This window comes from Simplicispira psychrophila DSM 11588 (assembly GCF_000688255.1).
In the GTDB taxonomy this organism is placed as follows: Bacteria; Pseudomonadota; Gammaproteobacteria; order Burkholderiales; family Burkholderiaceae_C; genus Simplicispira; species Simplicispira psychrophila.
In genome coordinates this window covers 130,338-153,696 of record NZ_JHYS01000005.1, presented here as the reverse complement: position 1 = coordinate 153,696, position 23,359 = coordinate 130,338, and the positions used below count along the sequence as shown (strand labels likewise).

Below are 23,359 nucleotides of genomic sequence, written 5' to 3'. Positions count from 1 at the left end.
TTTATTCGTCGCCATGAAAATTCATTCTTACGCGCTCACTGCATTTGCCTTGGCGATATGCCAAATTGCTACAGCCCAGAGCCTCGATCATGGGTCTGCGCCTCCCGTTGCTTCCTCAGTCGGCGTTGACGCGGCTGTGCTCAACAGCGCTGCTGTAATGGGGCCAACGCCTGATGCCAGTGTCAACGAGCCGCGCATCATTCGTGGTAACGACCAAGTTATTGCTCCCGCCAAATTCGCGCTTGGTCTCGATGGTGCACCAGTCACGTTGAATTTTGAAGAAGCCCCCATTGCTGAAGTGGTGCGTACCATTTTGGGAGATATTCTCAAGACCAGTTACGTTTTGCATCCGCCGCTGGCAGGCACTGTTACCTTGGTCACGCGGGCACCTGTGTCGCCCGATCAGGCCGTGTTTTTGCTCGAAAGCGCCCTCTATGCCAACGGCTTGGCATTGGTGCGCGATGCCCGAGGTAATTACCACGTCGGCCGCCCTGATGCTTTGAAAGGTATCGGTTCTGTCGTGCGCCAAGTAGGCAAAGCGCCTTTACAGCCGGGCTCAGGTGTGATCGTGGTGCCGTTGCAATACATTGGCGCGGCAGAGATGGCGTCCATCTTGCGCCCCTTGCTGCCCCCCGATGGTTTGGTGCGTGTAGATACCGTGCGCAACCTGCTTGTGCTGACCGGGACCCGCACCCAGGCCGAAGGTTGGCAGGATTTGATCGATACTTTTGACGTGGATCTGCTCAAAGGCATGTCGGTCGGTGTATTTCCGCTGAAGTACGCATCCGTCAAAGAAGTTGAAAATGCCTTGCAACTCATGAGCACAGGTGGTAATAGCGCCTCTGCGCCTGTAGCCGCAGGGGTTGCTCGCGCGCCGGTTGGCGGCACAGCAGCGCCAGTAGTATTGGGTGAGGGCAACCCGTTGTTTGGCGCTCTGCGCATCATGCCCATTGAGCGTATCAACAGCGTGCTGGTGGTTACGCCGCGCGCTTCCTATCTGGATGAGGCGCGTCGCTGGATCGAGCGCCTGGATCGCCCCAGCGATAACGCCGGTGAAGCGCAACTGTTCATCTATCAGGTGCAAAACGTCAATGCCCAGCACTTGGCCAGTGTGCTCAGCGGTATTTTTGGTGGCCCAACGACTGGCGTAACCAGCGCCAGCAGTGGTGTTGCGCCGGGTCTGAACAGCGCCACAGGTGCGTCCTTCGGGCAAAGCGGCACGGGCAGCCCATTTGGTAACACTAGCGGTTTTGGCAGTAACAACCCATTTGGCGCCAGCACTGGGGGGCTGGGAATGCGAGCTGGTGGACAAACGGCTGGCGCCAATACCAATCCGCAGGCGGGAGGCACACAAGCTCCGGTGGTGGCTAACTTGGGGGGCGTGCGTGTTATGGCAGACGCGCTCAACAACTCCGTGCTCATTTGGAGCACCAAAGCCGAATATTCCAAAATTGAATCTACCCTCAAACGGCTCGATTTGCCACTGACGCAAGTGTTGATCGAAGCCACCATTGTGGAAGTTACCCTGAATGACGACTTGAAGTATGGTCTGCAATGGGCCTTCAGTGACAGTCGTGCCAACACCGGTTATACCGGCCAAGGACAGATCAGCGGTGACAAAGTATCAGGCGGCATTCTGGGAAGCGCTATCACCCAAGGCTTTACCTACACCTTGAGCAACCCCTTGGGGAAGGTGCGCGCAGTCCTCAGTGCGTTGGCCACCAAGTCCTTGATCAATGTGATCTCCAGTCCCTCCCTGATGGTGCTGGACAACCACACCGCCACCATCAACGTGGGCAACCAGCAACCTATCCAGACCAGTATCACCAATTTTTCCAACAACCTGGATGCCAGCACCAGCACTATTCAATACAAGGATACCGGGGTGCACCTTGTAGTTACGCCCTCGGTCAATGCCGGTAACATTGTCACCATGCAAGTGGATCAAACCGTCACCGACGTCGGCCCGCCCCAAGAGACTGCAGGTGGGCAGCCCTCCTTTTTGCAACGTCAGATCAGCAGTAAAGTGGCTGTCCGATCGGGCGAGACCATCGTGTTGGGGGGGCTGATCAAGGATGGCAAAACCACCGGCAAGTCTGGTATCCCGTATTTGCAGGACATGCCGGTGGTGGGTAATCTATTTGGCACCAATACCAGCAATGGCGGACGCACCGAACTATTGGTCGTTATCACTCCCCGTGTGGTGCGCTCTGATATTGATATTCGCAGCGTGAGTGAAGAGTTGCGCGACCGAATGAAAGGCTTGCCACGCTTTGATGTCAAAGATGTAGCTCTTCCCATGGCACCTGCGCTGCTACAACCGCTTCCCCCTCAATAATCTAGTCAAGGAGATTTATAATCTATGCAAAATTCTCTGCAAAAGCTGACCAAAAAATACAGCCTGATTACTTCTATGGCACTTGCCATAAGCTTGCTGACAGGTTGTGCTAACACTTTTGCCCCAGTCGCGGCAGAAGATCTGGTCAGCCAGCGTGCGCAGCAACGTGTCGATTTGCTATTGGATCGTAAATATGATCAAGCCTATGAATATCTCGCCCCTTCTTACCGCGCACTGAACAGTGTCGAGAGCTATCGTGGCAGGTTTGGTGACGGTGCCAAATGGATAGACCCAAAAGTGGCTAATGTCGAATGCCCAACTGAAGATCGCTGCGTCGTCAAGGTGAAATTGAAGGTTTTGGTAGTGGCGCGCGGTTTTGGCAAACCTATTGATTCGAATATGAGCGAAACTTGGCTTAAGGAAGATGGACAGTGGTGGTATTACCAGTACTAACTGACAAGCCTAGTATGGAGTTGTCTGGAAGCAGGCTGAAAATTTAAGGTGGTGGGGCGCTGAAAAAACGCGGTGCCTCAGCCCAAAAATGCCAAGCGGCGGCATCTTGTCGCAGTGCGGCTTCTAAATGGCTAAAGACAGCTGCAGCCAAAGCATCTAAGTCTTGCCACACGCCCAACGGGGTAATGCGCAGATAACGCTGACCAGTGTGTATATCCAACCCTGTCACATACACCGCGACTGGTATTCCATGTGTAACTGCTAGGCGCAGCAAACCCTTAGGCATGCGTACAGGCATTCCCAGTAGACGCACTTCGACACTTGAATCAACTTGGTCTGAAGGAACATCTACTGCTGCTAGCACCTGCTCATTGCGGCGTAGTGCTTGAATCACCGGGCGCAGACTGCCTGATACCACTAGCGGTGCGCGCCCTAGTGCACGCCCCACGCTGCGGGTGCGGGCACGCACATACCAGTGCAGCACTCGGCGACCGGCGAAAGGATTGCCCTCCATAGCCGCCACCAACGCATGGCCTTGTAGTCCTACGCTGTGGGCATGGCGCAAGCCCCACATGCCAGCTCCCCAATGAAAAGTGCAAAAAATACCTGCTGAATCGATTTTGGGCCAGTGCCCCTGCACCTGAAGATGGCGCTGCATCCAGACGTCTGAGCGCGTTACGGCCAAGTAATGGTCGGCATGGTCTACCAGCGTCACCAATCGACGCGTTGCCAACCAGCGGACGGCATCTGCCGGAGTCACTTGGCCGTGTTCTTGCGCTTGCGCCAGCGCCTGCGAGCAGGCAGCACTATACAACCACTGCACTTGCGCCAAACGCTTGAAAATAGCAAAACACCAACGCCAGGGCATTACCGCTGCCAGCCCTGGTACCAGCACCAGCTCAATCAGATCACGTCCCTCGCGGCGTAGACGCGGGGGCAGCCATTGCCTCATGTAGATCAACTCCAAACGTGCGGCAGACGCACTAATCCCGGCGTGGAATGGATAAAAATGTGTTGAAAATATGCGCAATTTTTGCGCTCCTCATACACTACCAGCCCCTGTGAGTCGAATAAAAATACGCTTAGGCTGTACTCCCCCGTGTGTAATGGCAAATCGGTGAATGTCAGTGTGGCACACCAGATACCGCTGGCGTCTTGCACTGGTGTGACACCATCGGTATGAGTGCCTGCTGAAGTGATGCCAACACCATGCGCCTGCTCTAGCATGACGCCAAAGTGTGGCTGTTGGCCCTGTGGCAAGTGCGCGCGCAGCATCACACGCAAATGCGGTGATCCCAACCGGGGTGGTGAGTGGCCCACCGGGGGGAGCAGATCAGGTAGATCTACTGATTCGAATCGTGCCAGCGTAGGTGCAGTGGATAAATCAACTGCAGCATCCGTTAATATTGTGGACACTATGTGTGCCGTGGGCGCAATTGATATTGAGCCGCTAGGGGCCGATGCTTCTTGTGCACGCACATGGGCTTCGTAGCCAGCCAACACCTCGGGTGTGGGGCCATAAGCCTGCATCTTGCCGCCCTTGAGCCACAGTGACGTATCGCATAACTGTTGCACGTGGTAGAGACTGTGTGAACAAAACAAAATGGTGCAGCCATTGTTGCGAAATTGCTCAATACGCTCCACGCATTTTTTCTGAAAGTGCTGATCTCCCACTGCCAGCGCCTCATCAATGATGAGCAACTGCGGCTCCACAGCGGTGATCAAGGCAAATGCCAGTCGCACCGTCATGCCGGAAGAATAGGTTTTTACCGGCCTGTCCATGGCCGCGCCGAGCTCGCAAAATTCAATGATCTCCGGCTCGAGTCGGGTCATTTCAGAGGCTGAAATACCAATCAGACTACCGCCAAAATACAGGTTTTGCCGCCCCGTGAAGTCGGGGTGAAAACCTGCACCCAGCTCCAAAATAGCCGTCAAACGGCCTGCCCGCGTGATGGATCCAGTGCTGGGCTGCAACGTAGCGGCCAGCAGCTTAAGGAGCGAACTTTTGCCTGCACCGTTGTCGCCAATCACCCCTAGGCACTGGCCTCGGTACAGTGTGAAAGACACATCTTGCAAAGCCCAGTGGCTGTGGTGCAGGTGGCGACCGGTGAGCAACGCTTTGAGCCGCTGGCGTGGCGAATCGTACAAGCGGTATTCCTTGCCCAAGTGTTGTACCTGCAAGGTCACAGGCTGCGCCGCCATCAGGTCAGGAGAAGGTATATCTGGCACAGAATTAGTATGAAATGTGGCTCTAACGCTCTAGATGTATGCGGTAGCAGCTATTATTTTAATAGTGAATTGGAGCCAATTAAATGCAGGTTTAAAGCCAATCCACCAGCTGATCGCGGCTGCGCTGCAGCACCAGTTCTAGTAAACCAGCACCCAGTGCTAGCCAAACCACACAACCTAGCCATACTGACCAAGTTGGCCAGGCGCCTTGCAACAATACCGCCTGATAACCACTGACCCAAGCCGTCATCGGGTTGAGCCACAGCACCCAGCGCCAGTCGGCAGGAAATAGGTGGACGGGAAACAGCACCGGTGAGAGAAAAATGCCAATCGACAAGGAAAAGCCCACCACCTGAATGGTGTCGCGCAGCGCAGCGGCTAAAACTGCCAAGGCAGCGCCCCACACAGTACAGAGTAACCACTGCAGCAGCAGCAGCAGCGGCAAAGACAGCAACGCCAGAGAAAAATGGTGTTGCGGTATGTAGGCGAAAACTAATAGCAGCAATAGTGGCGCAAACACCACGCCGCTGGCCAGCACTGCGCGCACTGGAAATAGCATGGGTGGTAAGGCATTTTTTTGCAGTACACCGCCCGCCTCCACCAGACTGCCCATGCCACGCGTGACCGCATCGCAAAACGCCATCCACGGAAGCATTCCAACGATCAGATAAGCGCCCACAGCCCGCGTGGGTGCGCCATCGCCCAAGCGCATGGCAAACACCACATCAAACACCAAGTAGTAGGCCGCAATTGTTAGTAAGGGCTGCACATAGGCCCAGGCAATGCCCAAGGCGGTGCCGGCATAGCGGGCTGCAACCTCGCGTTGGGTCAGTACCCAGCATAAACTGCGAGCGTGCCACAAGGCCGCGGCTTCACTGACGAGTGTGCTCATTGACAGAGTGTTGTTGCCAATGCATTTGCAAAAATGAAAGGCATGGAAAATTTACTTGACAGCAGCGGTGGGAGCAGGGGTTGTAGAGGACGTGGCTTGCTTTTGTGCTGCCATGAAGGCCTCTAGTGCATCGTGATCCCCCGTGGCTTGGTCTTGCAGACGCTTGACTTCTTTCAGGCGTGCATCTTGCTGAATTTTGGCCACAATTTCAGCGTGCAATTGTGCTTGCACTTCTTCAAATGGCTGGAGAGTGGCGGACTTGCGGGCTTCCAGACGGATGATATGGAAGCCAAAACTGCTTTCCACGACAGGACTCAGATCGCCTGGATTTACCAGGGCATCAAGGGCTTTTTCGAAGGGTTGAACCATACGGCCCTTGGGAAAGAACCCCAAATCTCCGCCTTTGGCGGCACTGCCAGGATCGGCAGAATATTGACGTGCCAAGTCTTCAAAATTGGCTCCAGTTTTCAGTTCGGCTAGCAATTTTTCTGCCTGCGCGCGGGAGCTGGCGTCCGTGCCTTTGATCAGAATGTGGCGCGCCTGGGTTTGTGTGGGGGTGCTGAAGCGCTCTGGCTCTGCCTTGTAGATGCTTTGCACCAGTTTGTCCACGGCAGCGGCGTTGGGTGTGGCGGCGTTGGCAATACGCTCCACCTGGGCTTCTGCCAGTACGCTTTCGCGTGCGGTATCGAGCTTGAACTGTACTTCGCGGTTTTTTGTCAGGCCATCGTGCTCGGCTTGTGTGGCCAAGGCGCGGCGCAGATACAGGTTGCCGACCAGCTGGCGCAGCTTTGCGGGGTCAGAAAGGATGTCCTGGCGCACTTGCGTGGGCATGTTCTCGATGTTTTTCACCACGTCGTCGCTGGTGATGGCCACATGGGCCCCTTGCATCAACGGCGTGTCTGCCGCGTAGCTGTTGACAGATCCCAGGGTCAGCAGCACAGGCAGGGCGGCACACACCAGGGCGTTGCGGTGCAGCGAGGACAGAGAGCGGGAAACAAGAGGGGAACAAAGCGAAAGCATCATGCAGTCTCAGATCTCAGGGAAAGTAAATTAAAAATAGTGTGTGGTCACCCGGCGCAATGGCGCATCGTTGGGGTGCACGATGATCATCCAAAATAGGAAGATCCGTGGATATATTGGCCACCCAAAAGATGCAGCAAAGTAGAGACGTAAAAAAGGCGGGGAAGGTTCCCCGCCTTTTACTGCATTACAGCAACTAGTGCCGATTAACGGCTGTAGCGGTGCTTCCAGGTGCCACCCAGGTTGGTACCACGGGTCTTGGCAGCTGCGAAGCCGATCACAGGCAGACCGTTACCAACGCCAGGGGTGTTGATAGAGAACCAGCCGTCAGCAAACTTCGTTTCGATGTTTTGCTGAGCGATCTTGGCGCCCAGCACCGAGTACGCTGCGCTGTTGAAGCTCAACACGCTGGTTTCGCCGCAGAAGCTCACTGCCGAGGCAGGCGAGATCACGAACGTAGTGCGGGTGTTTTCTTCACGGTCAAAGGCGCGCATGGTGCCTGTGCTAATGCACAGCTGGCCCTTGGCTGCATCCAGGGTGACGTTGTCGCTGTTAAAGTGAGCGGAAACCAGAGGATTCAGCACGCGCTGAGCTGAACCGGTAGCGCCGTAGTTGTAGGCCGCAGCGTAACGGCGCGTAGGCATGGAGAACACCCAGTCGGTAGCGAAGTTCACCGACTTGTTGGTCAGGTATTCGTTGGTGACTGAGCGGACTGCCAAGGTGCTAGCAAGCTCACTCGCTTGTGCGGCTGGAGAAGCGCCCAATGCTCCGCTGACGTAAGGCGTCGACAGATCGGGGAAGTCGTAGCTGGCTGCAATCACAGCACCGCTTGACAACAATGGATCTGCTGTCAGGAGGTTTGCAGCCATTGTAGGAGTTGCAGTGGTCTGTGGGAACCACACCAGGTTGCCCGAACCACTGGTGTCAATCGTACCGCTAGGCGTTGCGCGCAATGCCACTGCTTCGCCGGAGAACGAAGCGCTGTCACCGACGTTCACGATCACCCAGTTGGCCATCAGGCCGCCGGTGGGCCACGAGTAACCGCGACGTACAGGCGAATTGACGTCGCCATCAATAGCAACCAGATCGTTCTCTTGCAGATCCATCAAGGCTTGCGTGCAAGGAGCCACGCCGTTGACGTGCTTGATGGCAGTGTACAGGGCGCTGTTGGCACCAGCAGTACCTGTTCCAGGAGGAACGTCAGCCATGTTCAGGATTTCAACATAGCCTTCGCGTGTTTGCAGTGGGTCAGCATTGCGCACGCGGTTGGTCTTGAACTTGCCGCCCAAGTCTTTGATGTCTTGTGCGCTAGGCAATGTGCAGCTGGTGTCGCTGGTCGCGAGACGCGAGAGATCGCCATCGGCAGAGACGTTTGCTGTCCACATGTCGCCAGGCGAGAGGAAAATCGAGATGTCAAACACGTCGTCAGAGTTGGCTGCGCCACGGAAGCGCAGTTTGACCGCCTTACCGTTGACGGTATCGGTGTTGACCAGGTTCAACAGGGTGTTATTGTTTTGTTGCGTGCTGAAGTAAGGCACCACCAGGATGTGACCGATGCCAGTCGTCGTTGACGTCAGCTGGGTTGCCAAAGGTGCAGCAGCGCTGATTGCTGGCAAGCCGTTGGCAGCAGCGCCAACGGTGTTGACAAAAACAGCTGCGTTAGCCGCGCCAGACAGGCCACCAACCATGGCAGCAATGCTCAGGGCGAGAAGATTTTTTCGCATTTATGAACTCCAGTAAAAAGTTGAAAGCGCAACTACCAAGATTGATTACGCTTTTGAATGTTAGCACAGCCCCTAGAGGCAACAAGGCCCGTTCTCTCCCAACAAAGACGCTGTTTCGAAAAAACAACATTCTATGTTGAAAGCCCTGACAAGGGCAGTCACACGGCGAAAGCCAGTGCTCCGGGGCGGGTCGGTAAAGTTTAATCGAATTGCTGTGGAGAGAGCTTAGTTTGCTGAAGGTGTGCGGACGTATGGGGTGCAATTTGTGGTTTTTGCACACTTCCTACGGCGTGGGGGTTGGTGGCTGCCGCTGCCGGCATTGTTTCAGTCTGCGTGCGAGCATTTCGATAAGAATTTCATCAAACATGGGAAATAGTTTTGACTTGCTGCGCTTGGCTGCTGCGCTAGCTGTGTTTTTTGCACATGGTGATTTTCTGTACCGTTTGCATTTGCCGGTGCCATTTCCGGGACACAGCCTGGGCTCTTTGGCGGTATCTGTATTTTTCTTTATCAGCGGCTATTTGGTGTGCCAAAGTTGGATCCGGAAACCGACTTGGCGGGTTTTTTGGGTCAAGCGTCTGACGCGGGTCTTTCCGGGCTTGGTGGTAGCGGTGGCATTTTCCGTCTTTGTGCTGGGCTGGGCGGTGACAACGTTGCCATCTGCAGCATATTGGCAAGCATCGAGTACTTGGCTTAATTTTGTCAATAACGCGGTAGGGCTGGCTACGGTGCAGACTTTGCCGGGAGTGTTTGAGTCCAATCCGTTCGCACGCGCGGTGAATGGTTCACTGTGGACGATTCGCTATGAATTGGCCATGTATGGCGTTTTGTCTGCGCTGTCGTGGGGAATGCGCGGGCGCCGCTGGGTGTATCCGGCGACGGCCTTGGTGCTGGCCTGCTTATGGCAACTGGCGCGCATGGGTGCCTGGGATGCAGCGCTGGAGGCAACTGGTGGGCCTATGGCGGAGTTGTTCCGTTGGAGCGATTTTTGTGGTTTTGGCGTGCCATTTTTTGCTGGCAGTACTTTTGCTGTTTATGCCGTTCGTCCGCGTCAGTGGATGGCGGTGGTGGCGCTGTTGGCGGTGGTGGGAGGGCTGTACGCCGAGTCTGCGTTGCTGCGCCAAATGGCGGTGTGGGTGCTGATGGTGTGCGGCACGTTTTATCTGGCGCACGTTCGCTATTCCAGTGTGGCCAGTGCAGCCAGTGCTGGCCATGGGCGCGTTGATTTGTCTTACGGCGTGTACATCTACGCTTTTCCCGTTCAGCAGGCTGTCACTGCACTGTGCTTGGCACGGGGCTGGTCTTTCGCGGTGTGTCTGCTGGTATCTCTGGTTCCGATTGTGTTGCTGGCCTGGCTGTCGTGGTTTGGCGTGGAGCAGCCCTGTATGCGTGCTGCCCAGCGCTGGCTGCACAGAATTAATTCAAAGTAGGGGGTCATAAAAAAGGAGCAACTATCGCACGATTGATAAGATCATCAGGGGTTAATTGCTTTCAAAGTATCTGCTGATAAGCGGTTGTAGCTCACTCTTTTATTTTTTCCTGGTGTCTATTCAGGCGCTGAGCCAGTTTTTGACCTGAGTTTGCCAGTGTTGAGGTATGCGCTGGGCCACGCCGCGCAGCAGCGGCAAAGAGCGCAGGCGTAGCACAGTAGTCAGCATTAAAGATTTGGCGCCGGTGGCGTAGGGCGCTACGGGTTGATGTGTGGTCAGAAATGCCAGCGCCAAAGGAGTGGCAGCCTCTGCGCAGGCGGGCGGCAGCTGGTGCAAATAGTCGGTACGGTAGCTCCAAGACGGATTTTCCGCATCGGCTGCGCTGGTGATGTAAATAGGCGTCGGAATGGGTATGGGTGCTTGCCCGGTGGTGAAGTGTGAATCGCGCAGATGGAGCAAGGTGTCCAGCCATTCTTTGGCTGATAAATCCCAGGGCTGTACCCAGCTCCAGGGGCGTCCGGCCAGCCGTTCGGTGAAGGCGCCCAAGTCGGGGGCGAGTACAGGCAGTCCGGCTTGCAGGCAGGCGCTCAGGGTGTAACTGTAGGTTTCAGGCCATTGCGCCGGAAACCATACCAAGTCTGGCTGCAGCCATTGCAGCAGGCGGGGCAGGTCAATTTCTTCATAGGCGCCGTGTACGGTGAGCTGGGCGCGGGGCTGCGTTTGCAGGTGGCGATAGCCATAGCCAAGTAGATGGAATTCAACCGGGGCGCCGCGCCGCGCCGCCTCTTGCGCCACCGCTTCCAGTAGGTCGGCGCCTTTGATGGCGCTCAGGGCGCCCAAGACGACGACTTTCAGTGCGCCACCGTGTGGTTGTGGTGCGGGTGTAGGAAGAGCGCCGTGCAGAGCCGGGTGCTCGGCCAAGTAAGCAGCGATGTCGGTGTGTGTCGCCATGCGCACGCGGGCGCCAGGGGCGAAAGCGGCGATGCGCTGGGCGGTGTCGTGGCTGGGGGTCAGTACTTGACGTGCGCCAGTCAGAAAGCGCTGGTTGTGTTGGCGCCAGTCGGCCACGGTGCCGCTGCCCGTGGGTGCGGCGTCGTATGGCTGGCAGCAGCCGCACTGGCCGGGGGCGGGTTCGTCGGCGTAACGGTTGTTGTTACCGGTCAGGGAGATGTGGGTGCAGTAGCTATAAAAGTCGTGCGCAGTGAAGTCGTAGGCCAGGCCCAGTTGCTGCGGCAGTTCGAGGATGAGGGGGCCGTGGCCTAGCAGGTGGTGGTAGTGCAGGTGGCGTACGCCGATGTGGCGCAGTGCTTGCAGCAGGTCTTCATATTGGTCGGCCAAGCGAAACACCACTTCAAAGCCTTCGTGCGTACCGGCCATGCGCAGGCTGACGCTGTGGCCGGGGGCTGGTGTCAGGGTCAGTACGGTGGCGTGTGCGGCCAAATGCTGTGCCAGTTCTTGCACGTGGCGCAGAGTGCCGCCGCCCCGGTCATGCAGTACGGCCAGCACCACCGGCAGGTGGGCCTCTGCGATACGCGCCAAGTCCAGTGCCAATCGGTAGGGTCGGGCTGGGTCTTGTTGCACAAAGGCCATGACGTCGCGCTCGTAGAGCGGGTGCAGGCGGCGCAGGGTTTCCATGGCGGCTTTTTCGCGCGGGCTTTTGCTGTCACCAAAGCTGACGCCGCCGGTGTGCAGCACAAAGGTGTCCAGTAGGTGCAGGTTGCGCCAGCCAGCTTGGAGGGCGCGTTGGCAAAAGTCGTTTTCTTCGCCGTAGCCTTTGCCGAAGTTGTCGGTATCAAACAGCCCCACCTGTGCCAGGCAGTCACGCCGGATGTACATGCAAAAGCCCACACCGGTGGGCACGTCCACAGCAGCGCCGGGGTTGGTGCGCGCGCACAAAGCGTCCAGCTGGGCGGTGTCGTAGCCAGCAGGCAGTTCGTTGTCTTTGCAAAACTGCGGGTAGCTGCAGATGGTGGCGTTGTTGGACAGCGGTGTGACCGAGGCGATGCGGCTGTTGCTATAGGCGGCGCGGTGGATGCGGTCGAGCCAGTCGTTGGCGACTTCAGTGTCGCTGTTGAGTAGCAACACATCATTGCTATTGGAGAGCGCCATGCCACGGTTGACAGTACCGACAAAACCCAGATTGTTGGTGTTTTCCAGCAAAGTGATGCGGCTGTCTTGTGCGGCGCGGGCGCGCAGCCATTCAGTGACTTCGGGTTCGGGGCTGGCGTCGTTGATAGCGATCAGGCGGTAGGACTTGGTGCAGGGGCTGGACAACACCGAGTTGATGCACAACTGGGTGTCAGCCAAGCCGCGGTAGATGGGTACGATGATGTCCACCGGATGCGGTGTGGGCGCCATGGATATAGGAGTAGGCACAGCACTAGTAGCTGTGTTGTGGCGTGTGCCCCTACCTAATAGGCGGTCGATAGCCATTTTGGTGTGTACCAGGGGGCGGGCGGCGCGGAACACGGTGGAGGCTTCGATGGTGCGCAGGTACTGTGCCAGTTGGTCAAAGTTGAGCTGAAGATGGATTGCGCTGCGTTGTAGCTCAGCACGTTGGACCGTGAGTGTGGCGGCCTTTTCTTCTAGAGCGATGTTGCGATGTTGTACGGCGCTCAGTAGCGTTTGGGCCTGCTGAAGCTGCTGTCGCAGCTGTCCTTGTGTCTGTTGCAGTTGTTCTTGCGCTTGCTGCAATTGCGTTTGTGCGCTGCTTTCGATCTGTTCGATGCGCTCTTGTAGCGGGCGCACGGTATTGGATAAGGCTAAGTAATCGGCGGACATAGGCCAACCTAGCTCTATCTCTAGGATGGCGCCGTGGGGGACGCTGCGCATCAGGGTATCGGGTGCGATCGGCAGCTCAAACCAGGGGTCGTCGCCTGTGAGCAGCAGTAAGGTTGCACTCGACGCAGATGCTAGCGGCGTCTGCCAGACAATTTGGTTGTGCGGTGTCTGCGCCAGCGAGGCGCGCGGGTAGATATCAGATGACCATTGCCATGTTGGTGCGCTGTCTGGCGTGCGCAGCGTGAGGCGGTAGAGGTGCAAAAAACCAGCCCGGTCAGCCGGGTCGAGGCGCAGACGGGTAAGGGGCGTGCTGTGCGGCGGCAGTGTAAAACACAGGGTCTGGCGTTCTTGGCCAATGACACCAGTAGTGGTGAGTTTGCTGTCCTCCGCGTATGTGCCTTCATAACCCAAATAGAGCTGCACAGTGAAGCGGGCCTGCGCTGGCGCACTCGGGGCGGTGGCAGGAGTCAGCGCCAAAACAGGTATGTCGGAGACAGGGCGGGCGACAGTGATGAATTGGTAAGTTAGCGCATCCGGAATGCCCAGCAGGTGCCGGGCAGCGGCAGGGGGCAGGCTGTCAAAGGCCACTTTAAACTCAGATTCAGGCAGTTCGCGACAGATGGTGTCGAGTGAGTCGATAGCCCAACGCTGTTCGCCTAGAAAGCGGGTGAGCGATCGGCGCGTAAAAAATCGCAGGTGGGTGCGGTCGAGCAGACCTTCTTCGCGGTAGCAAAACTCGCCTTGCAACAACTCTGCAATCAGGCCGCAATAGCCGGCGTTGGGTACCGATATCAGTAGTTGGCCATCGGGTTTGAGCAATTCACGGCAGGCGGCGAGGATGCGTTCAGGGCGGCTGAGGTGCTCCAGGACGTCAGCACAGACGATGGCGTCATAGCGCTGTCCGGCAAAGGTGGCAAGCAGGTCGCAGGTTTCGAGATTGTCGACCACGATGCGGCTGTAGTACGGGTGGGCGTGTGCGGCTTCGGCTTCGTTCAGGGTGACACCATCAACGCTACAGCCCTTGTTTTGGACCAGATGCTGTCCTAGGGCGCCACTGCCGCAACCCAGGTCGAGCACGCGCGCGCGCGCAGGAATCAGATGGGCCAGTACCGATAGCGACGTGCGCTCATCCTGTGTGATGCTGCGCAGATATACGTGCAAATCCTCAATTGAATACGTCATCCCTTGAATTATGACCGGCGCTTTGCCGTGGCTGTAAGCCTTGGAGCTTGTGTCAGCGGCGACAATAGCCCTCTTTATGACATTTCCTGATCCCTTTTCGGGCGCTGTGGTTGTTTCCGTGGTCAGCCATGGGCATGGCCCGACGGTGCAGCCCTTGCTGTATGCGTTGGTGGCTGGCGTGCAGGCGGGCACCAGCGTTGTGCAGCGTGTGGTGCTGACCTTGAATCTGCCGGAATCTGCGCCTGTGCCGCCGCCGGAGGGGTGGCCGTTTGTGTTGCAAATCATCCACAATGCCCGGCCGGCCGGTTTTGGTGCCAACCACAACCGGGCGCTGGCCCGCGCAGTTGAGCCTTTTGTATGTGTCCTGAATCCGGATGTGGTGCTGGCCGATGGCGATCCTTTTGCTGCGCTAGTGCAGGCGGCGGCAGCGCCGGGTATCGGATGCGCTTATCCGGTGCAGGTCGATGCCCAAGGCCAACTGCAGGACAGTGAGCGCGCATTGCCCACGCCCAAGGCGTTGTGGCGTCGCCGTGCCTTGGGACAGCGCGAGGTGCGGGTGGATTGGGTCAACGCTGCGTGCTTGGTCTTGCCCCAGCCAGTGTGGCAGGCGCTGGGCGGTTTTGATGAGTCTTACTTCATGTACTGCGAGGACGTGGATCTGTGCCTGCGCATGCGCTTGGCGGGGCTGACGCTGGTACGCGCGCCAGTGCAGATAGAGCATGGAGGGCAGCGCGCCAGCCATCGGTGTTGGGCACATTTGCGCTGGCATCTGTATAGTTTGCTGCGCCTGTGGCGCTCGCCAGTGTATCGCCAGGCGCGCCAATTGTTACGTGCTGAGGTGCAGCACACCGGTACCATCGGCGCCTCATGATGTGGTTGTCTGTGGTGGCGTTTGTGGTGGCGGCGTTGGCTGCCGGGGGCGTAGTGCGCTGGATGCGCGGGCACGCGGCCATGTATGCCGATGGGATGCCACAGCGCTTTCATGCCGGTGATATTCCCCGCTTGGGCGGTGCTGCCTTGCTGCTGGGGCTGGCCAGCAGCTGGTTGCTGGGTATGGTTCAGTCGTCGCTGGGTGATCCCGGCTCCTTGAATCTGGGTAATTGGGTCAGTAGCTGGCTGGTGGTGTTGCTCCCGGCCGCCTTGGGCGGCATTGTCGAAGACATGACCCAGCGTCTGCGGGTCTATTACCGCCTGGGGCTGACAGCTTTGTCCGGGGTATTGGCGGTGGCGCTGCTGGACATGACCGTGCCGCGTCTGGGCCTGCCGTGGCTGGACGCATTGCTGCTGGCGGCGCCTTGGCTAGGGTGGGGTATTGCGCTGTTGGCAGTCGCTGGCCTGCCCCATGCTTTCAACATCATTGACGGCTACAACGGCTTGGCCGGCATGGTGGCGCTGATTGTCTGCCTGGCATTGGCGCATGTAGCGCTGCAGGTCGGTGACCGATCTTTGGCCACGTTGCTGGTGTGCATGGCAGCCGCTACCGGGGGATTTCTGGTGTGGAATTATCCGCGCGGCATGTTGTTTGCGGGCGATGGCGGCGCGTATATCTGGGGCGTAGTGATTGCACTGGCGAGCATCTCGCTGGTGCAGCGCAATGTCGAGGTCTCGCCCTGGTTTCCGCTGCTGCTGCTGATCTATCCGGTGTGGGAGACGTTGTTTTCCATTTACCGCAAGCTGGCCCGCGGGGTGTCGCCCGGTATGGCTGATGCACTGCATTTACACCAACTCATTTACCGGCGCATTGTGCGCAGCGTGTTCCATGACGACGATGCGGCGCAGCGGATGCTGATGCGCAACAACCGCACGTCGCCCTATTTGTGGGCCTTCACCTTGCTGACTGTGGTGCCAGCGGTGCTGTTTTGGCGCAACACGGGCGTGCTGATGGCATTTTGCGTACTGTTTGGCATCAGCTACGTGGTGGCCTATCTGGCCATCATCCGTTTCAAGGTGCCAGGCTGGATCAGGCGCTGAGCTGGAGAACCAGAACGAGAACGAATGGGGCACAATTTGCGCCTCTTTGTTTTCATTGCACGGCCCTTTCATGACTGCTTCTTCCCCCGACCCTGATTTGTCCCACATCGGCCCACGCGACAAGGCTGAAATCCTGGCCCAGGCGCTGCCTTACATCCGCCAATTTCACGGCAAGACCATCGTCATCAAGTACGGCGGTAACGCCATGACCGATCCGGCTTTGCAGGCCGACTTTGCTGAAGATGTGGTGCTGCTCAAGCTGGTGGGCATGAATCCGGTGGTGGTGCACGGTGGTGGCCCGCAGATTGAGGCCGCGCTGGGGCGTCTGGGCAAGAAGGGCGCCTTCATCCAGGGGATGCGCGTGACCGATGCCGAGACCATGGAAGTGGTCGAGTGGGTGCTGGCGGGCGAAGTGCAGCAGGACATCGTTGGCCTGATCAATCAGGCCGGCGGCAAGGCGGTGGGGTTGACCGGGCGCGATGGCGGCCTGATCCGTGCGCAAAAACTCAAGTTACTGGACAACAAAGACCCCCGCATCGAGCACGATGTGGGCCAGGTCGGCGACATCGTGGCCATCGATCCCAGCGTGGTCAAGGCGCTGCAGGACGACGCTTTCATTCCGGTGGTCAGCCCGATCGGCTTTGGCGAAAACAACGAGAGCTACAACATCAACGCCGATGTCGTTGCCAGTAAGCTGGCCGAGGTGCTGCGCGCTGAAAAACTCATGCTGCTGACCAACACCCCCGGTGTGCTGGACAAAGCCGGTAATTTGCTCACCGACCTGACGGCGCAGCGCATTGAAGAGCTGTTTGCCGATGGCACCATTTCAGGCGGCATGTTGCCCAAAATCGCCGGCGCACTCGACGCGGCGAAGGCCGGCGTGAACGCTGTGCACATCATTGACGGCCGGGTGCCGCACGCCATGCTGCTGGAGATCCTGACCGATCAGGCCTACGGCACCATGATCCGCAGCCATTAAATACGGAGGAATCCCATGCGCCTGCTGCTGGTGGAAGACGATGTGATGGTGGCCAGTGGCATCAAGCTGGGCTTGAGTGAAGCGGGCTACGCAGTCGACTGGGTCGGCAGTGGTGAGCGGGCGCTAGAAGTGCTGCAACAGGAGTCGTTTGACATTGCCGTGGTTGATATTGGTCTGCCGGGGATGGACGGGCTGGAGTTGCTGCGTTGCCTGCGCCGCCCGGGCATGGACTGTGCGGCCATGCCGGTGCTGATGCTGACCGCGCGCGATGCCCTGCAAGACCGTGTGCAGGGGTTGGATCTGGGGGCAGACGATTACATGCTCAAGCCGTTTCAGCTGCCCGAGCTGCTGGCGCGCTTGCGTGCGTTGCTCCGCCGCTCGCAGGCGGCCACCACGGCCGTGCTGATGTTTGGTCCGCTGGAACTGGACACGGCCAACCACTGCGCCGGTATCCGCTGTGGTGAGGGAATTCAGGCCCGGCTGCAGCCGATCGAGCTGGGGCCGCGTGAGTGGACGGTGCTGGAATACCTGCTCATCCATGCTCCCAAGCCGGCCAGCAAGGACAAGCTGTTACAGGCGCTGACCGGCTGGGACAAGGAAATTACGCCCAATGCGGTCGAGGTCTATGTGTCGCGCCTGCGCGGCAAGCTCGAACCCCACGGCGTGGCGCTGCGCTCGATCCGCGGCTTTGGCTATCGGCTGGAGCTGCAGGTGTCCTGATTTCCCGGCGCCCCGTGGCCTCGGGTTGGCACATTTCCCTATTGCATCGAGGAGCCCCCTGCCATGACATCGAATCTGCGCAATCGGCTGTTGTTGCTGCTGGTGCTGCCGCTGTGTGCGCTGGCGCTGGCAGGTGCCTGGATGGACTGGCGTTCGGCAGCCGAGGCGGCCACCCAGCATGACCAGCGGCTGCAGCGCCTGCTGCCGGCGCTGGCCGACTCGGTGCTGGCACCCCCCCAGGAGGGCGAGGCGCCACTGCTGCTGCTGGCGCCCATCGTGGGCGAATTTTTGCGCCAGAACGCGGGCTACGCCGGCTACAGCGTGCGCGACGTTGATGGGCGCCTGCTGCTCGGCGACGCCTGGGTCGGTGGCGCCTTGCCAAGCACGCACGCGCCAGAATTTTTCAGCAAAGAAGAGGGCGGTATCACCTACCGCATTGCCGTGCAGCGCAGCCAGGCCAGCCCGGGCATGGGCGAACTGGTGGTTGCACTGGCCGACGGGTCTGATCCGCGCCAGCAGTGGGCGCAGCAATTGCTGTGGCGCGTGCTGCTGCCCAACCTAGTGCTGGTGGCGGGCGCGGCGCTGGCCATCCACTGGGCAGTGCGGCGCGCCTTCAAGCCGCTGCTGGAGCTGGCCGAAGCCGTCGAACGGCGCTCGCCGCGCGACTTGAGCGCCATTGACGAACTCACCTCGCCCCTGGAAGTACGTCCACTGGTGCACTCGCTCAATCGCCTGTTTGGGCTGGTGAACGCGCAGGCCGAAAGCCAACGCCGTTTTGTGGCCGACGCCGCGCACCAGTTGCGCACGCCTCTGGCGGGGCTGCAGGCGCAGGTGGAGGCTTGGGCGCTGATTGCGCGGGCCGCTAGCCAATCTCCGCTGCAAGGGCAAAAATATCAGCCGAATCAGGCTGTAGCGCCTGTAGATAAAGCGCATGCAGCTATTACTCTAGGAGTTGATGAGATTGAAAAACTGCGCGATGCGACACGCCGCACCTCGCAGTTGGCGCACCAGTTGCTGGCGCTCTCGCGCGCGGATGCGCGCAGTCTGCAGGCGCAGTCGCCCCAGCGGGTGGACTTGCAGGACTTGTGCGAAAACTTGCTGGAGCAGTTCCTGGACGCGGCCACTGGCAAAGGCCTTGATCTGGGTCTGGAGGTGGCGCCGGCCCAGGTCACCGGCCATGGCTGGTTGCTGCGCGAGTTGCTGTCCAATTTGATCGATAACGCCATCCAGTACACGCCGGCGGGTGGCAGCGTGACCATCCGCTGTGGCATCCAAGGCAATGCTGGCACTGCCGGCAGCCTGGGAGGTGCCTTTTTGCAGGTCGAGGACGACGGCCCGGGCGTGCCCGTGTCTGAGCAGGCGCGGGTGCTGCAGCGTTTTTACCGCTTGCCCGGTAGCACCGGTGAAGGCACCGGCCTGGGCTTGGCGATTGCCGATGAAATCGCCCGCGTGCACGGCGCGATCCTGGTGCTGGACAGCGCGACTGCCGCACAGGGACTAGAACAGGAACAAGGAGCCGGGCACGGACTGCGCGTGACAACGGTTTTTGTCCGCACATGACGGTCGCCTGGAGGCTGCAGCTGCTGTGCGAAAATCAATTGCACACATCTTTTACCTATGTCCGAACTTGCTCTCTTTCCCGAATCTGATGGCATTGACGCCTCTGCAGTCGAACCGCGGGTGGCGCGCAAGCGCCCTAAACCCGGTGAGCGGCGCGCACAAATCCTGCAGGCGCTGGCCACCATGCTGGAACAGCCCGGCGGCGAACGCATCACCACCGCCGCGTTGGCCGCACGCCTGTCGGTAAGCGAAGCCGCGCTGTACCGGCACTTTGCCAGCAAGGCGCAAATGTTTGAAGCGCTGATTGATTTCATTGAGGAATCGATCTTCACTTTGGTGACGCAGATCGTCGGTCCGGCGCTGCCCGAGTCCGACGCCGAACTGGCGCCCGGTATGGGCGTGCACCAGGCGCGGCGTGTGGTGGCCCTAGTGCTGCAGTTTGGTGAGCGCAACCCCGGCATGGTGCGCGTCATGGTGGGCGATGCGCTGGTACTGGAACACGAGCGTCTGCAGCAGCGCATGAACCAGTTTTTTGAGCGCATCGAGTCGGTGCTGCGCCAATGTTTGCGCCCCGCTGCGGGTGCCGCTGGATCGGCCACGCCCAGCGTCGATGCCAAGGTTGCGGCCAGCGTGTTGACCGCTTTTGCCATCGGGCGGCTGCAGCGTTTTGCCCGCTCGAGTTTTCACCGCCTGCCGACCGAGCACCTCGACGCCAGCTTGGCGTTGGTGTTGTAAACGCGCGCGGTCCACCCGCGCCGAGGGGGCCTCTGACCCCCGTGTTTACCCTGCTGGCAGCGTACACGCGCTGCGATTTCCTCTGATTTATCGCTATTAAATATATAGCTTAATCCGCTTGTAAAACAATGGTTACAGGCGTTTTTCTTCATTTTTAAAGCACTTGCGCTGGCACGCCGGTGGGTTGGCTGCGTGCGGTGATTTTCTTTTTTTGGGTTCCCAGTACAGACTATTTGCTGCAAAATAGAACGATCGTTCACTTTTTGCCTTTGCAATGTCTTCAGCCCCTGATTTTCCTGTTGCTGCACTGCTGCCTCCATTGGCCGCACCGCGCCCGCGCAGTGGGCGCTCCCTGCCAAAAGGCCAGCAAACCAAGGCCGCCATCATTGATGCGGCCTTGGGTCTGGCCACGCACATTGGTCTGGAAGGTCTGTCCATCGGCGTGTTGGCCGATGTCACCGGCATGAGCAAGTCGGGCGTGTTTGCCCACTTTGGCTCGCGTGAAGAGCTGCAGATTTCCGTCATCCACGAATACCACGCACGCTTTGAGCAAGAGGTGTTTTACCCGGCCCTAGCGGCCGAGCGCGGCTTGGCACGGCTGTGCGCGCTGTTTGCCAACTGGATGCAGCGCAGCTCGGTGGAGATCGACTCGGGCTGCATTTACATCAGTGGCGCTGTCGAGTTTGATGAGCGTACCGGCCCGGTGCGCGACGCGCTGGCGCAATCGGTCATGGTCTGGCACAGCGCCCTGCGCCGCTCCATCGTGCAGGCCAAAGAGCGTGGTGAATTGCGCGCCGATGTCGATCCCGATCAGATGCTGTTTGAGATCCATGGCCTGATTCTGGCGCTGCATTACGCCGCTCGCTTTCTGAAAAATCCTGGCTCGCTGGAGCACGCCACCACCGGCTTCAGCAACATCCTGGCGCGCTTCAGTGCGGACGCCGCAGTGCCCGTTGTCCCTGTTTCTGCCCCTGTCAACCCCGCTTCCCTTTCTACCTCCAAGGAGTAATCCATGCCTACTTACACGCCCCCCCTGCGCGACATGCACTTTGTGATGCATGAGGTTCTCAACGTCACTGAAGAACTCAAGGCCTTGCCCAAATATGCGGATTTGGATGTAGATACCGTCAATGCGGTGCTGGAAGAAGCCGGCAAATTTGCTACCGGGGTCGCATTTCCGCTGAACATCAGCGGCGACGAGGAAGGCTGCCAGCTGAACACCGAAACGCACGAAGTCACCACGCCCAAGGGCTTCAAGGAGGCTTATGCGCAGTACGTTGAAGGCGGCTGGGCAGCGTTGTCGTGCGAGACCGAATACGGCGGCCAGGGCCTGCCGTTTGTGCTGAACCAGTGTCTGTACGAAATGCTCAACAGCGCCAACCAGGCCTGGACGATGTACCCCGGCCTGTCGCACGGCGCCTATGAGGCCCTGCATGCGCACGGCACCGACGAGCAAAAACGTCTGTACCTGCCCAAGCTGACCAGCGGCGAGTGGACCGGCACCATGTGCCTGACCGAGTCGCACTGCGGCACCGACCTGGGTCTGCTGCGCACCAAGGCCGAGCCCGTGGCCGGCGCCCCGGAAGGGACCTACGCCTTGACCGGCAACAAGATTTTTATCAGCGCCGGCGAGCACAGCATGGCCGCCAATATCCTGCACCTGGTGCTGGGGCGTCTGCCCGATGCGCCGGCCGGCAGCAAAGGCATCAGCCTGTTTGTCGTGCCCAAGTTCAAGGTGAACGCCGACGGTTCATTGGGCGAGCGCAACCCGATTTTCTGCGGCGCGCTGGAGCACAAGATGGGTATCCACGGCAACGCCACGGCGCAGATCAACATCGACGGCGCCATTGGCACGCTGGTCGGCCAGCCACACAAGGGCTTGCAGGCGATGTTTGTGATGATGAACGCTGCCCGCCTGGGTGTGGGCAACCAGTCGCTGGGCCTGACCGAAGTGGCTTACCAAAATGCGCTGGCTTACGCCAAGGACCGCCTGCAAATGCGCAGCCTGACCGGCACCAAGGCCAAAGACAAGCCGGCCGATCCGATCATCGTCCACCCCGATGTGCGCCGCATGTTGCTGACTGCCAAGGCCTACGCCGAAGGCGGGCGTGCGCTGGCGACGTTCTGCGCCGTGCTGATTGACAAAGAACTGCACCACCCCGACGAGAAAGTGCGTAAGGACTCGGCCGACCTGGTGGCGCTGCTGACACCGATCGTCAAAGCCTTCCTGACCGACAACGGCTGGGAAGCCACCACCCTGTGCCAGCAGGTCTATGGCGGCCATGGCTACATCAAGGAATGGGGCATGGAGCAGTTTGTGCGCGATGCGCGCATCAACATGATTTATGAAGGCACCAACGGTATTCAGGCACTCGACTTGCTGGGCCGCAAGATCCTGGGCAACAACGGCGCCTCGCTGAAGAAATTTGGCAAGCTGGTCGGCGCATTGGTGCAGCAAGAAGGCGTGAACGAGAAGATGGCCGAGTTCATCAACCCGCTGGCGGGTTTGGCCGACCAGATGACCAAGTTCACCACCGAGCTGGGTTTCCGGGGCCTGCAAAACCCCGATGAAGTGGGTGCCGCCTCGGTGGACTACCTGCGCGTCGCTGGTCACCTGGTGTTTGGCTACTTCTTTGCCCGCATGGCCCAGGTCGCGCTGCGCGAAGTGGCCGCGGGCAACAGCGATCCGTTCTACCTGGGCAAGCTGCAAACCGCGCGCTTTTACTTTGCCAAGCTGTTCCCCGAGACCGCCTCGTTGATGCGCACCGCCCGCGCCGGCAGCCGCACGCTGATGGACACGGACGCTGCGCTGGTCTGAATAGTGGCGGTAATCTTCAAGCCTTTTTGCACTGAAAGCCTTATGAATAAAGCGCTATTAGCTATGATTTTTGCTGTGGCTGGTGCCCCCGCGTGGGCCCAGATGACGCCCGAGGGGCTGTGGCGCAGCATCGACGACAAGTCGGGCCAGCCCAAGGCAGAAATCCGTATTGCCGCCCAGCCTGCCGGCTTGGTTGGCACCATCGAACGCTCGCTGCAACCCAGCCATGAGCCGCTGTGCATCCAGTGCAGCGATGAGCGCAAGAACCAGCCCAAGCTGGGCATGGAAGTCATTCGTGGTGCGAAAAAAGCCCAGGACAAAGACGTCTGGGAAGGCGGCAAGATTCTCGATCCGGAAAACGGCCGTGAATACAGCCTGCGCCTGACGCCGATCGAAGAGGGCAAAAAGCTCGAAGTCCGTGGCTCCTTTGGTCCCTTTGGCCGTACGCAAACCTGGCTGCGCGTGCAGTAACTCTCTCCCCTCGCAGTGGCCGCCCACGGGGCGTGCTGCTGCCTTCGCAGGAAAAA

At 59.1% G+C, this 23,359-nt stretch carries 18 protein-coding genes; 12 read left to right on the top strand and 6 right to left on the bottom strand.

The features are described 5' to 3' along the window. The first annotated feature begins 157 nt into the window (after positions 1 to 157). Positions 158 to 2,338, top strand: a complete 2,181-nt coding sequence (gene gspD / locus Q390_RS0107240; RefSeq protein WP_245606877.1) for a type II secretion system secretin GspD — start codon at positions 158 to 160, stop codon at positions 2,336 to 2,338. Positions 2,339 to 2,362: 24 nt separating this feature from the next. Continuing rightward, positions 2,363 to 2,791, top strand: coding sequence for a hypothetical protein (locus Q390_RS0107235; RefSeq protein ID WP_027995453.1), 429 nt, complete (start codon positions 2,363 to 2,365; stop codon positions 2,789 to 2,791). Between the two features lie 43 nt (positions 2,792 to 2,834). Here the strand turns inward: Q390_RS0107235 and Q390_RS17880 are convergent, their stop codons facing one another. The 5 genes from Q390_RS17880 to Q390_RS0107210 all read right to left on the bottom strand — a co-directional run bounded on the left by Q390_RS17880 (position 2,835) and on the right by Q390_RS0107210 (position 8,656). Beyond that, on the bottom strand, positions 2,835 to 3,743 hold the full coding sequence (locus Q390_RS17880; protein WP_037472477.1) for a lysophospholipid acyltransferase family protein: 909 nt from the start codon (positions 3,741 to 3,743) through the stop codon (positions 2,835 to 2,837). 5 nt (positions 3,744 to 3,748) lie between these two features. Continuing rightward, a complete protein-coding gene (locus tag Q390_RS0107225) occupies positions 3,749 to 4,993 on the bottom strand; it encodes an ABC transporter ATP-binding protein (RefSeq protein WP_037472412.1) in 1,245 nt (414 codons plus the stop codon). A gap of 118 nt (positions 4,994 to 5,111) precedes the next feature. Then, positions 5,112 to 5,912, bottom strand: coding sequence for an ABC transporter permease (locus tag Q390_RS0107220; RefSeq protein ID WP_027995451.1), 801 nt, complete (start codon positions 5,910 to 5,912; stop codon positions 5,112 to 5,114). 51 nt (positions 5,913 to 5,963) lie between these two features. Further along, the gene (locus Q390_RS17875; RefSeq protein ID WP_211250427.1) at positions 5,964 to 6,932 is read right to left on the bottom strand and encodes a peptidylprolyl isomerase; all 969 of its coding nucleotides are present in this window, start codon (positions 6,930 to 6,932) and stop codon (positions 5,964 to 5,966) included. A gap of 206 nt (positions 6,933 to 7,138) precedes the next feature. Beyond that, entirely contained in the window at positions 7,139 to 8,656 is a 1,518-nt protein-coding gene (locus Q390_RS0107210; RefSeq protein ID WP_027995450.1) for a hypothetical protein, read from the bottom strand. A 251-nt stretch (positions 8,657 to 8,907) separates the two neighbouring features. Here Q390_RS0107210 and Q390_RS0107205 point away from each other — a divergent pair, with 251 nt between their 5' ends. Further along, positions 8,908 to 10,086 (top strand): acyltransferase family protein, encoded by a 1,179-nt coding sequence (locus Q390_RS0107205; RefSeq protein WP_342666089.1) that lies wholly within the window; start codon positions 8,908 to 8,910, stop codon positions 10,084 to 10,086. 120 nt (positions 10,087 to 10,206) lie between these two features. Here Q390_RS0107205 and Q390_RS0107200 read toward each other — a convergent pair whose 3' ends face one another. Next, on the bottom strand, positions 10,207 to 14,049 hold the full coding sequence (locus Q390_RS0107200) for a methyltransferase domain-containing protein (protein ID WP_027995448.1): 3,843 nt from the start codon (positions 14,047 to 14,049) through the stop codon (positions 10,207 to 10,209). A 76-nt stretch (positions 14,050 to 14,125) separates the two neighbouring features. Between Q390_RS0107200 and Q390_RS0107195 the strand changes: the two genes are divergently transcribed. The 9 genes from Q390_RS0107195 (at position 14,126) to Q390_RS0107155 (ending at position 23,303) form a co-directional block, all read left to right on the top strand. Then, positions 14,126 to 14,920, top strand: coding sequence for a glycosyltransferase (locus Q390_RS0107195; RefSeq protein WP_027995447.1), 795 nt, complete (start codon positions 14,126 to 14,128; stop codon positions 14,918 to 14,920). Next, positions 14,917 to 16,020, top strand: a complete 1,104-nt coding sequence (locus Q390_RS0107190; RefSeq protein WP_027995446.1) for an MraY family glycosyltransferase — start codon at positions 14,917 to 14,919, stop codon at positions 16,018 to 16,020. The genes Q390_RS0107195 and Q390_RS0107190 overlap by 4 nt, the downstream gene beginning before the upstream one ends. 70 nt (positions 16,021 to 16,090) lie before the next feature. After that, positions 16,091 to 16,999 carry an acetylglutamate kinase gene (argB, locus tag Q390_RS0107185; RefSeq protein WP_027995445.1) on the top strand — a complete coding sequence of 303 codons (909 nt, stop codon included), beginning with the start codon at positions 16,091 to 16,093 and terminating at the stop codon, positions 16,997 to 16,999. Between the two features lie 15 nt (positions 17,000 to 17,014). Continuing rightward, positions 17,015 to 17,719, top strand: a complete 705-nt coding sequence (locus Q390_RS0107180; protein WP_027995444.1) for a response regulator transcription factor — start codon at positions 17,015 to 17,017, stop codon at positions 17,717 to 17,719. A gap of 63 nt (positions 17,720 to 17,782) precedes the next feature. After that, a complete protein-coding gene (locus Q390_RS0107175; RefSeq protein WP_027995443.1) occupies positions 17,783 to 19,279 on the top strand; it encodes a sensor histidine kinase in 1,497 nt (498 codons plus the stop codon). Between the two features lie 57 nt (positions 19,280 to 19,336). Continuing rightward, complete coding sequence (gene slmA, locus Q390_RS0107170) at positions 19,337 to 20,014, top strand: nucleoid occlusion factor SlmA (RefSeq protein ID WP_027995442.1); 678 nt, start codon at positions 19,337 to 19,339, stop codon at positions 20,012 to 20,014. Positions 20,015 to 20,288: 274 nt separating this feature from the next. Beyond that, complete coding sequence (locus Q390_RS0107165) at positions 20,289 to 21,023, top strand: TetR/AcrR family transcriptional regulator (RefSeq protein WP_027995441.1); 735 nt, start codon at positions 20,289 to 20,291, stop codon at positions 21,021 to 21,023. Positions 21,024 to 21,026: 3 nt separating this feature from the next. After that, on the top strand, positions 21,027 to 22,832 hold the full coding sequence (locus Q390_RS0107160; protein ID WP_027995440.1) for an acyl-CoA dehydrogenase C-terminal domain-containing protein: 1,806 nt from the start codon (positions 21,027 to 21,029) through the stop codon (positions 22,830 to 22,832). A 63-nt stretch (positions 22,833 to 22,895) separates the two neighbouring features. Next, the gene (locus Q390_RS0107155) at positions 22,896 to 23,303 is read left to right on the top strand and encodes a DUF2147 domain-containing protein (RefSeq protein WP_245606876.1); all 408 of its coding nucleotides are present in this window, start codon (positions 22,896 to 22,898) and stop codon (positions 23,301 to 23,303) included. The last annotated feature ends 56 nt before the right edge of the window (positions 23,304 to 23,359 follow it).

Excerpts from the sequence above, each read along its gene's own strand:
- Q390_RS17880 (WP_037472477.1), bottom strand. The coding sequence starts at position 3,743 with ATGAGGCAATGGCTGCCCCCGCGTCTACGCCGCGAGGGACGTGATCTG.
- Q390_RS17875 (WP_211250427.1), bottom strand. The coding sequence starts at position 6,932 with ATGCTTTCGCTTTGTTCCCCTCTTGTTTCCCGCTCTCTGTCCTCGCTG.
- Q390_RS0107205 (WP_342666089.1), top strand. The coding sequence starts at position 8,908 with ATGGGGTGCAATTTGTGGTTTTTGCACACTTCCTACGGCGTGGGGGTT.
- Q390_RS0107165 (WP_027995441.1), top strand. The coding sequence starts at position 20,289 with ATGTCTTCAGCCCCTGATTTTCCTGTTGCTGCACTGCTGCCTCCATTG.
- argB (WP_027995445.1), top strand. The coding sequence starts at position 16,091 with ATGACTGCTTCTTCCCCCGACCCTGATTTGTCCCACATCGGCCCACGC.
- Q390_RS0107200 (WP_027995448.1), bottom strand. The coding sequence starts at position 14,049 with ATGACGTATTCAATTGAGGATTTGCACGTATATCTGCGCAGCATCACA.
- Q390_RS0107235 (WP_027995453.1), top strand. The coding sequence starts at position 2,363 with ATGCAAAATTCTCTGCAAAAGCTGACCAAAAAATACAGCCTGATTACT.
- Q390_RS0107155 (WP_245606876.1), top strand. The coding sequence starts at position 22,896 with ATGATTTTTGCTGTGGCTGGTGCCCCCGCGTGGGCCCAGATGACGCCC.
- Q390_RS0107160 (WP_027995440.1), top strand. The coding sequence starts at position 21,027 with ATGCCTACTTACACGCCCCCCCTGCGCGACATGCACTTTGTGATGCAT.
- Q390_RS0107175 (WP_027995443.1), top strand. The coding sequence starts at position 17,783 with ATGACATCGAATCTGCGCAATCGGCTGTTGTTGCTGCTGGTGCTGCCG.
- Q390_RS0107225 (WP_037472412.1), bottom strand. The coding sequence starts at position 4,993 with ATGGCGGCGCAGCCTGTGACCTTGCAGGTACAACACTTGGGCAAGGAA.
- Q390_RS0107180 (WP_027995444.1), top strand. The coding sequence starts at position 17,015 with ATGCGCCTGCTGCTGGTGGAAGACGATGTGATGGTGGCCAGTGGCATC.
- gspD (WP_245606877.1), top strand. The coding sequence starts at position 158 with ATGGGGCCAACGCCTGATGCCAGTGTCAACGAGCCGCGCATCATTCGT.
- Q390_RS0107220 (WP_027995451.1), bottom strand. The coding sequence starts at position 5,912 with ATGAGCACACTCGTCAGTGAAGCCGCGGCCTTGTGGCACGCTCGCAGT.
- Q390_RS0107210 (WP_027995450.1), bottom strand. The coding sequence starts at position 8,656 with ATGCGAAAAAATCTTCTCGCCCTGAGCATTGCTGCCATGGTTGGTGGC.
- Q390_RS0107195 (WP_027995447.1), top strand. The coding sequence starts at position 14,126 with ATGACATTTCCTGATCCCTTTTCGGGCGCTGTGGTTGTTTCCGTGGTC.
- Q390_RS0107190 (WP_027995446.1), top strand. The coding sequence starts at position 14,917 with ATGATGTGGTTGTCTGTGGTGGCGTTTGTGGTGGCGGCGTTGGCTGCC.
- slmA (WP_027995442.1), top strand. The coding sequence starts at position 19,337 with ATGTCCGAACTTGCTCTCTTTCCCGAATCTGATGGCATTGACGCCTCT.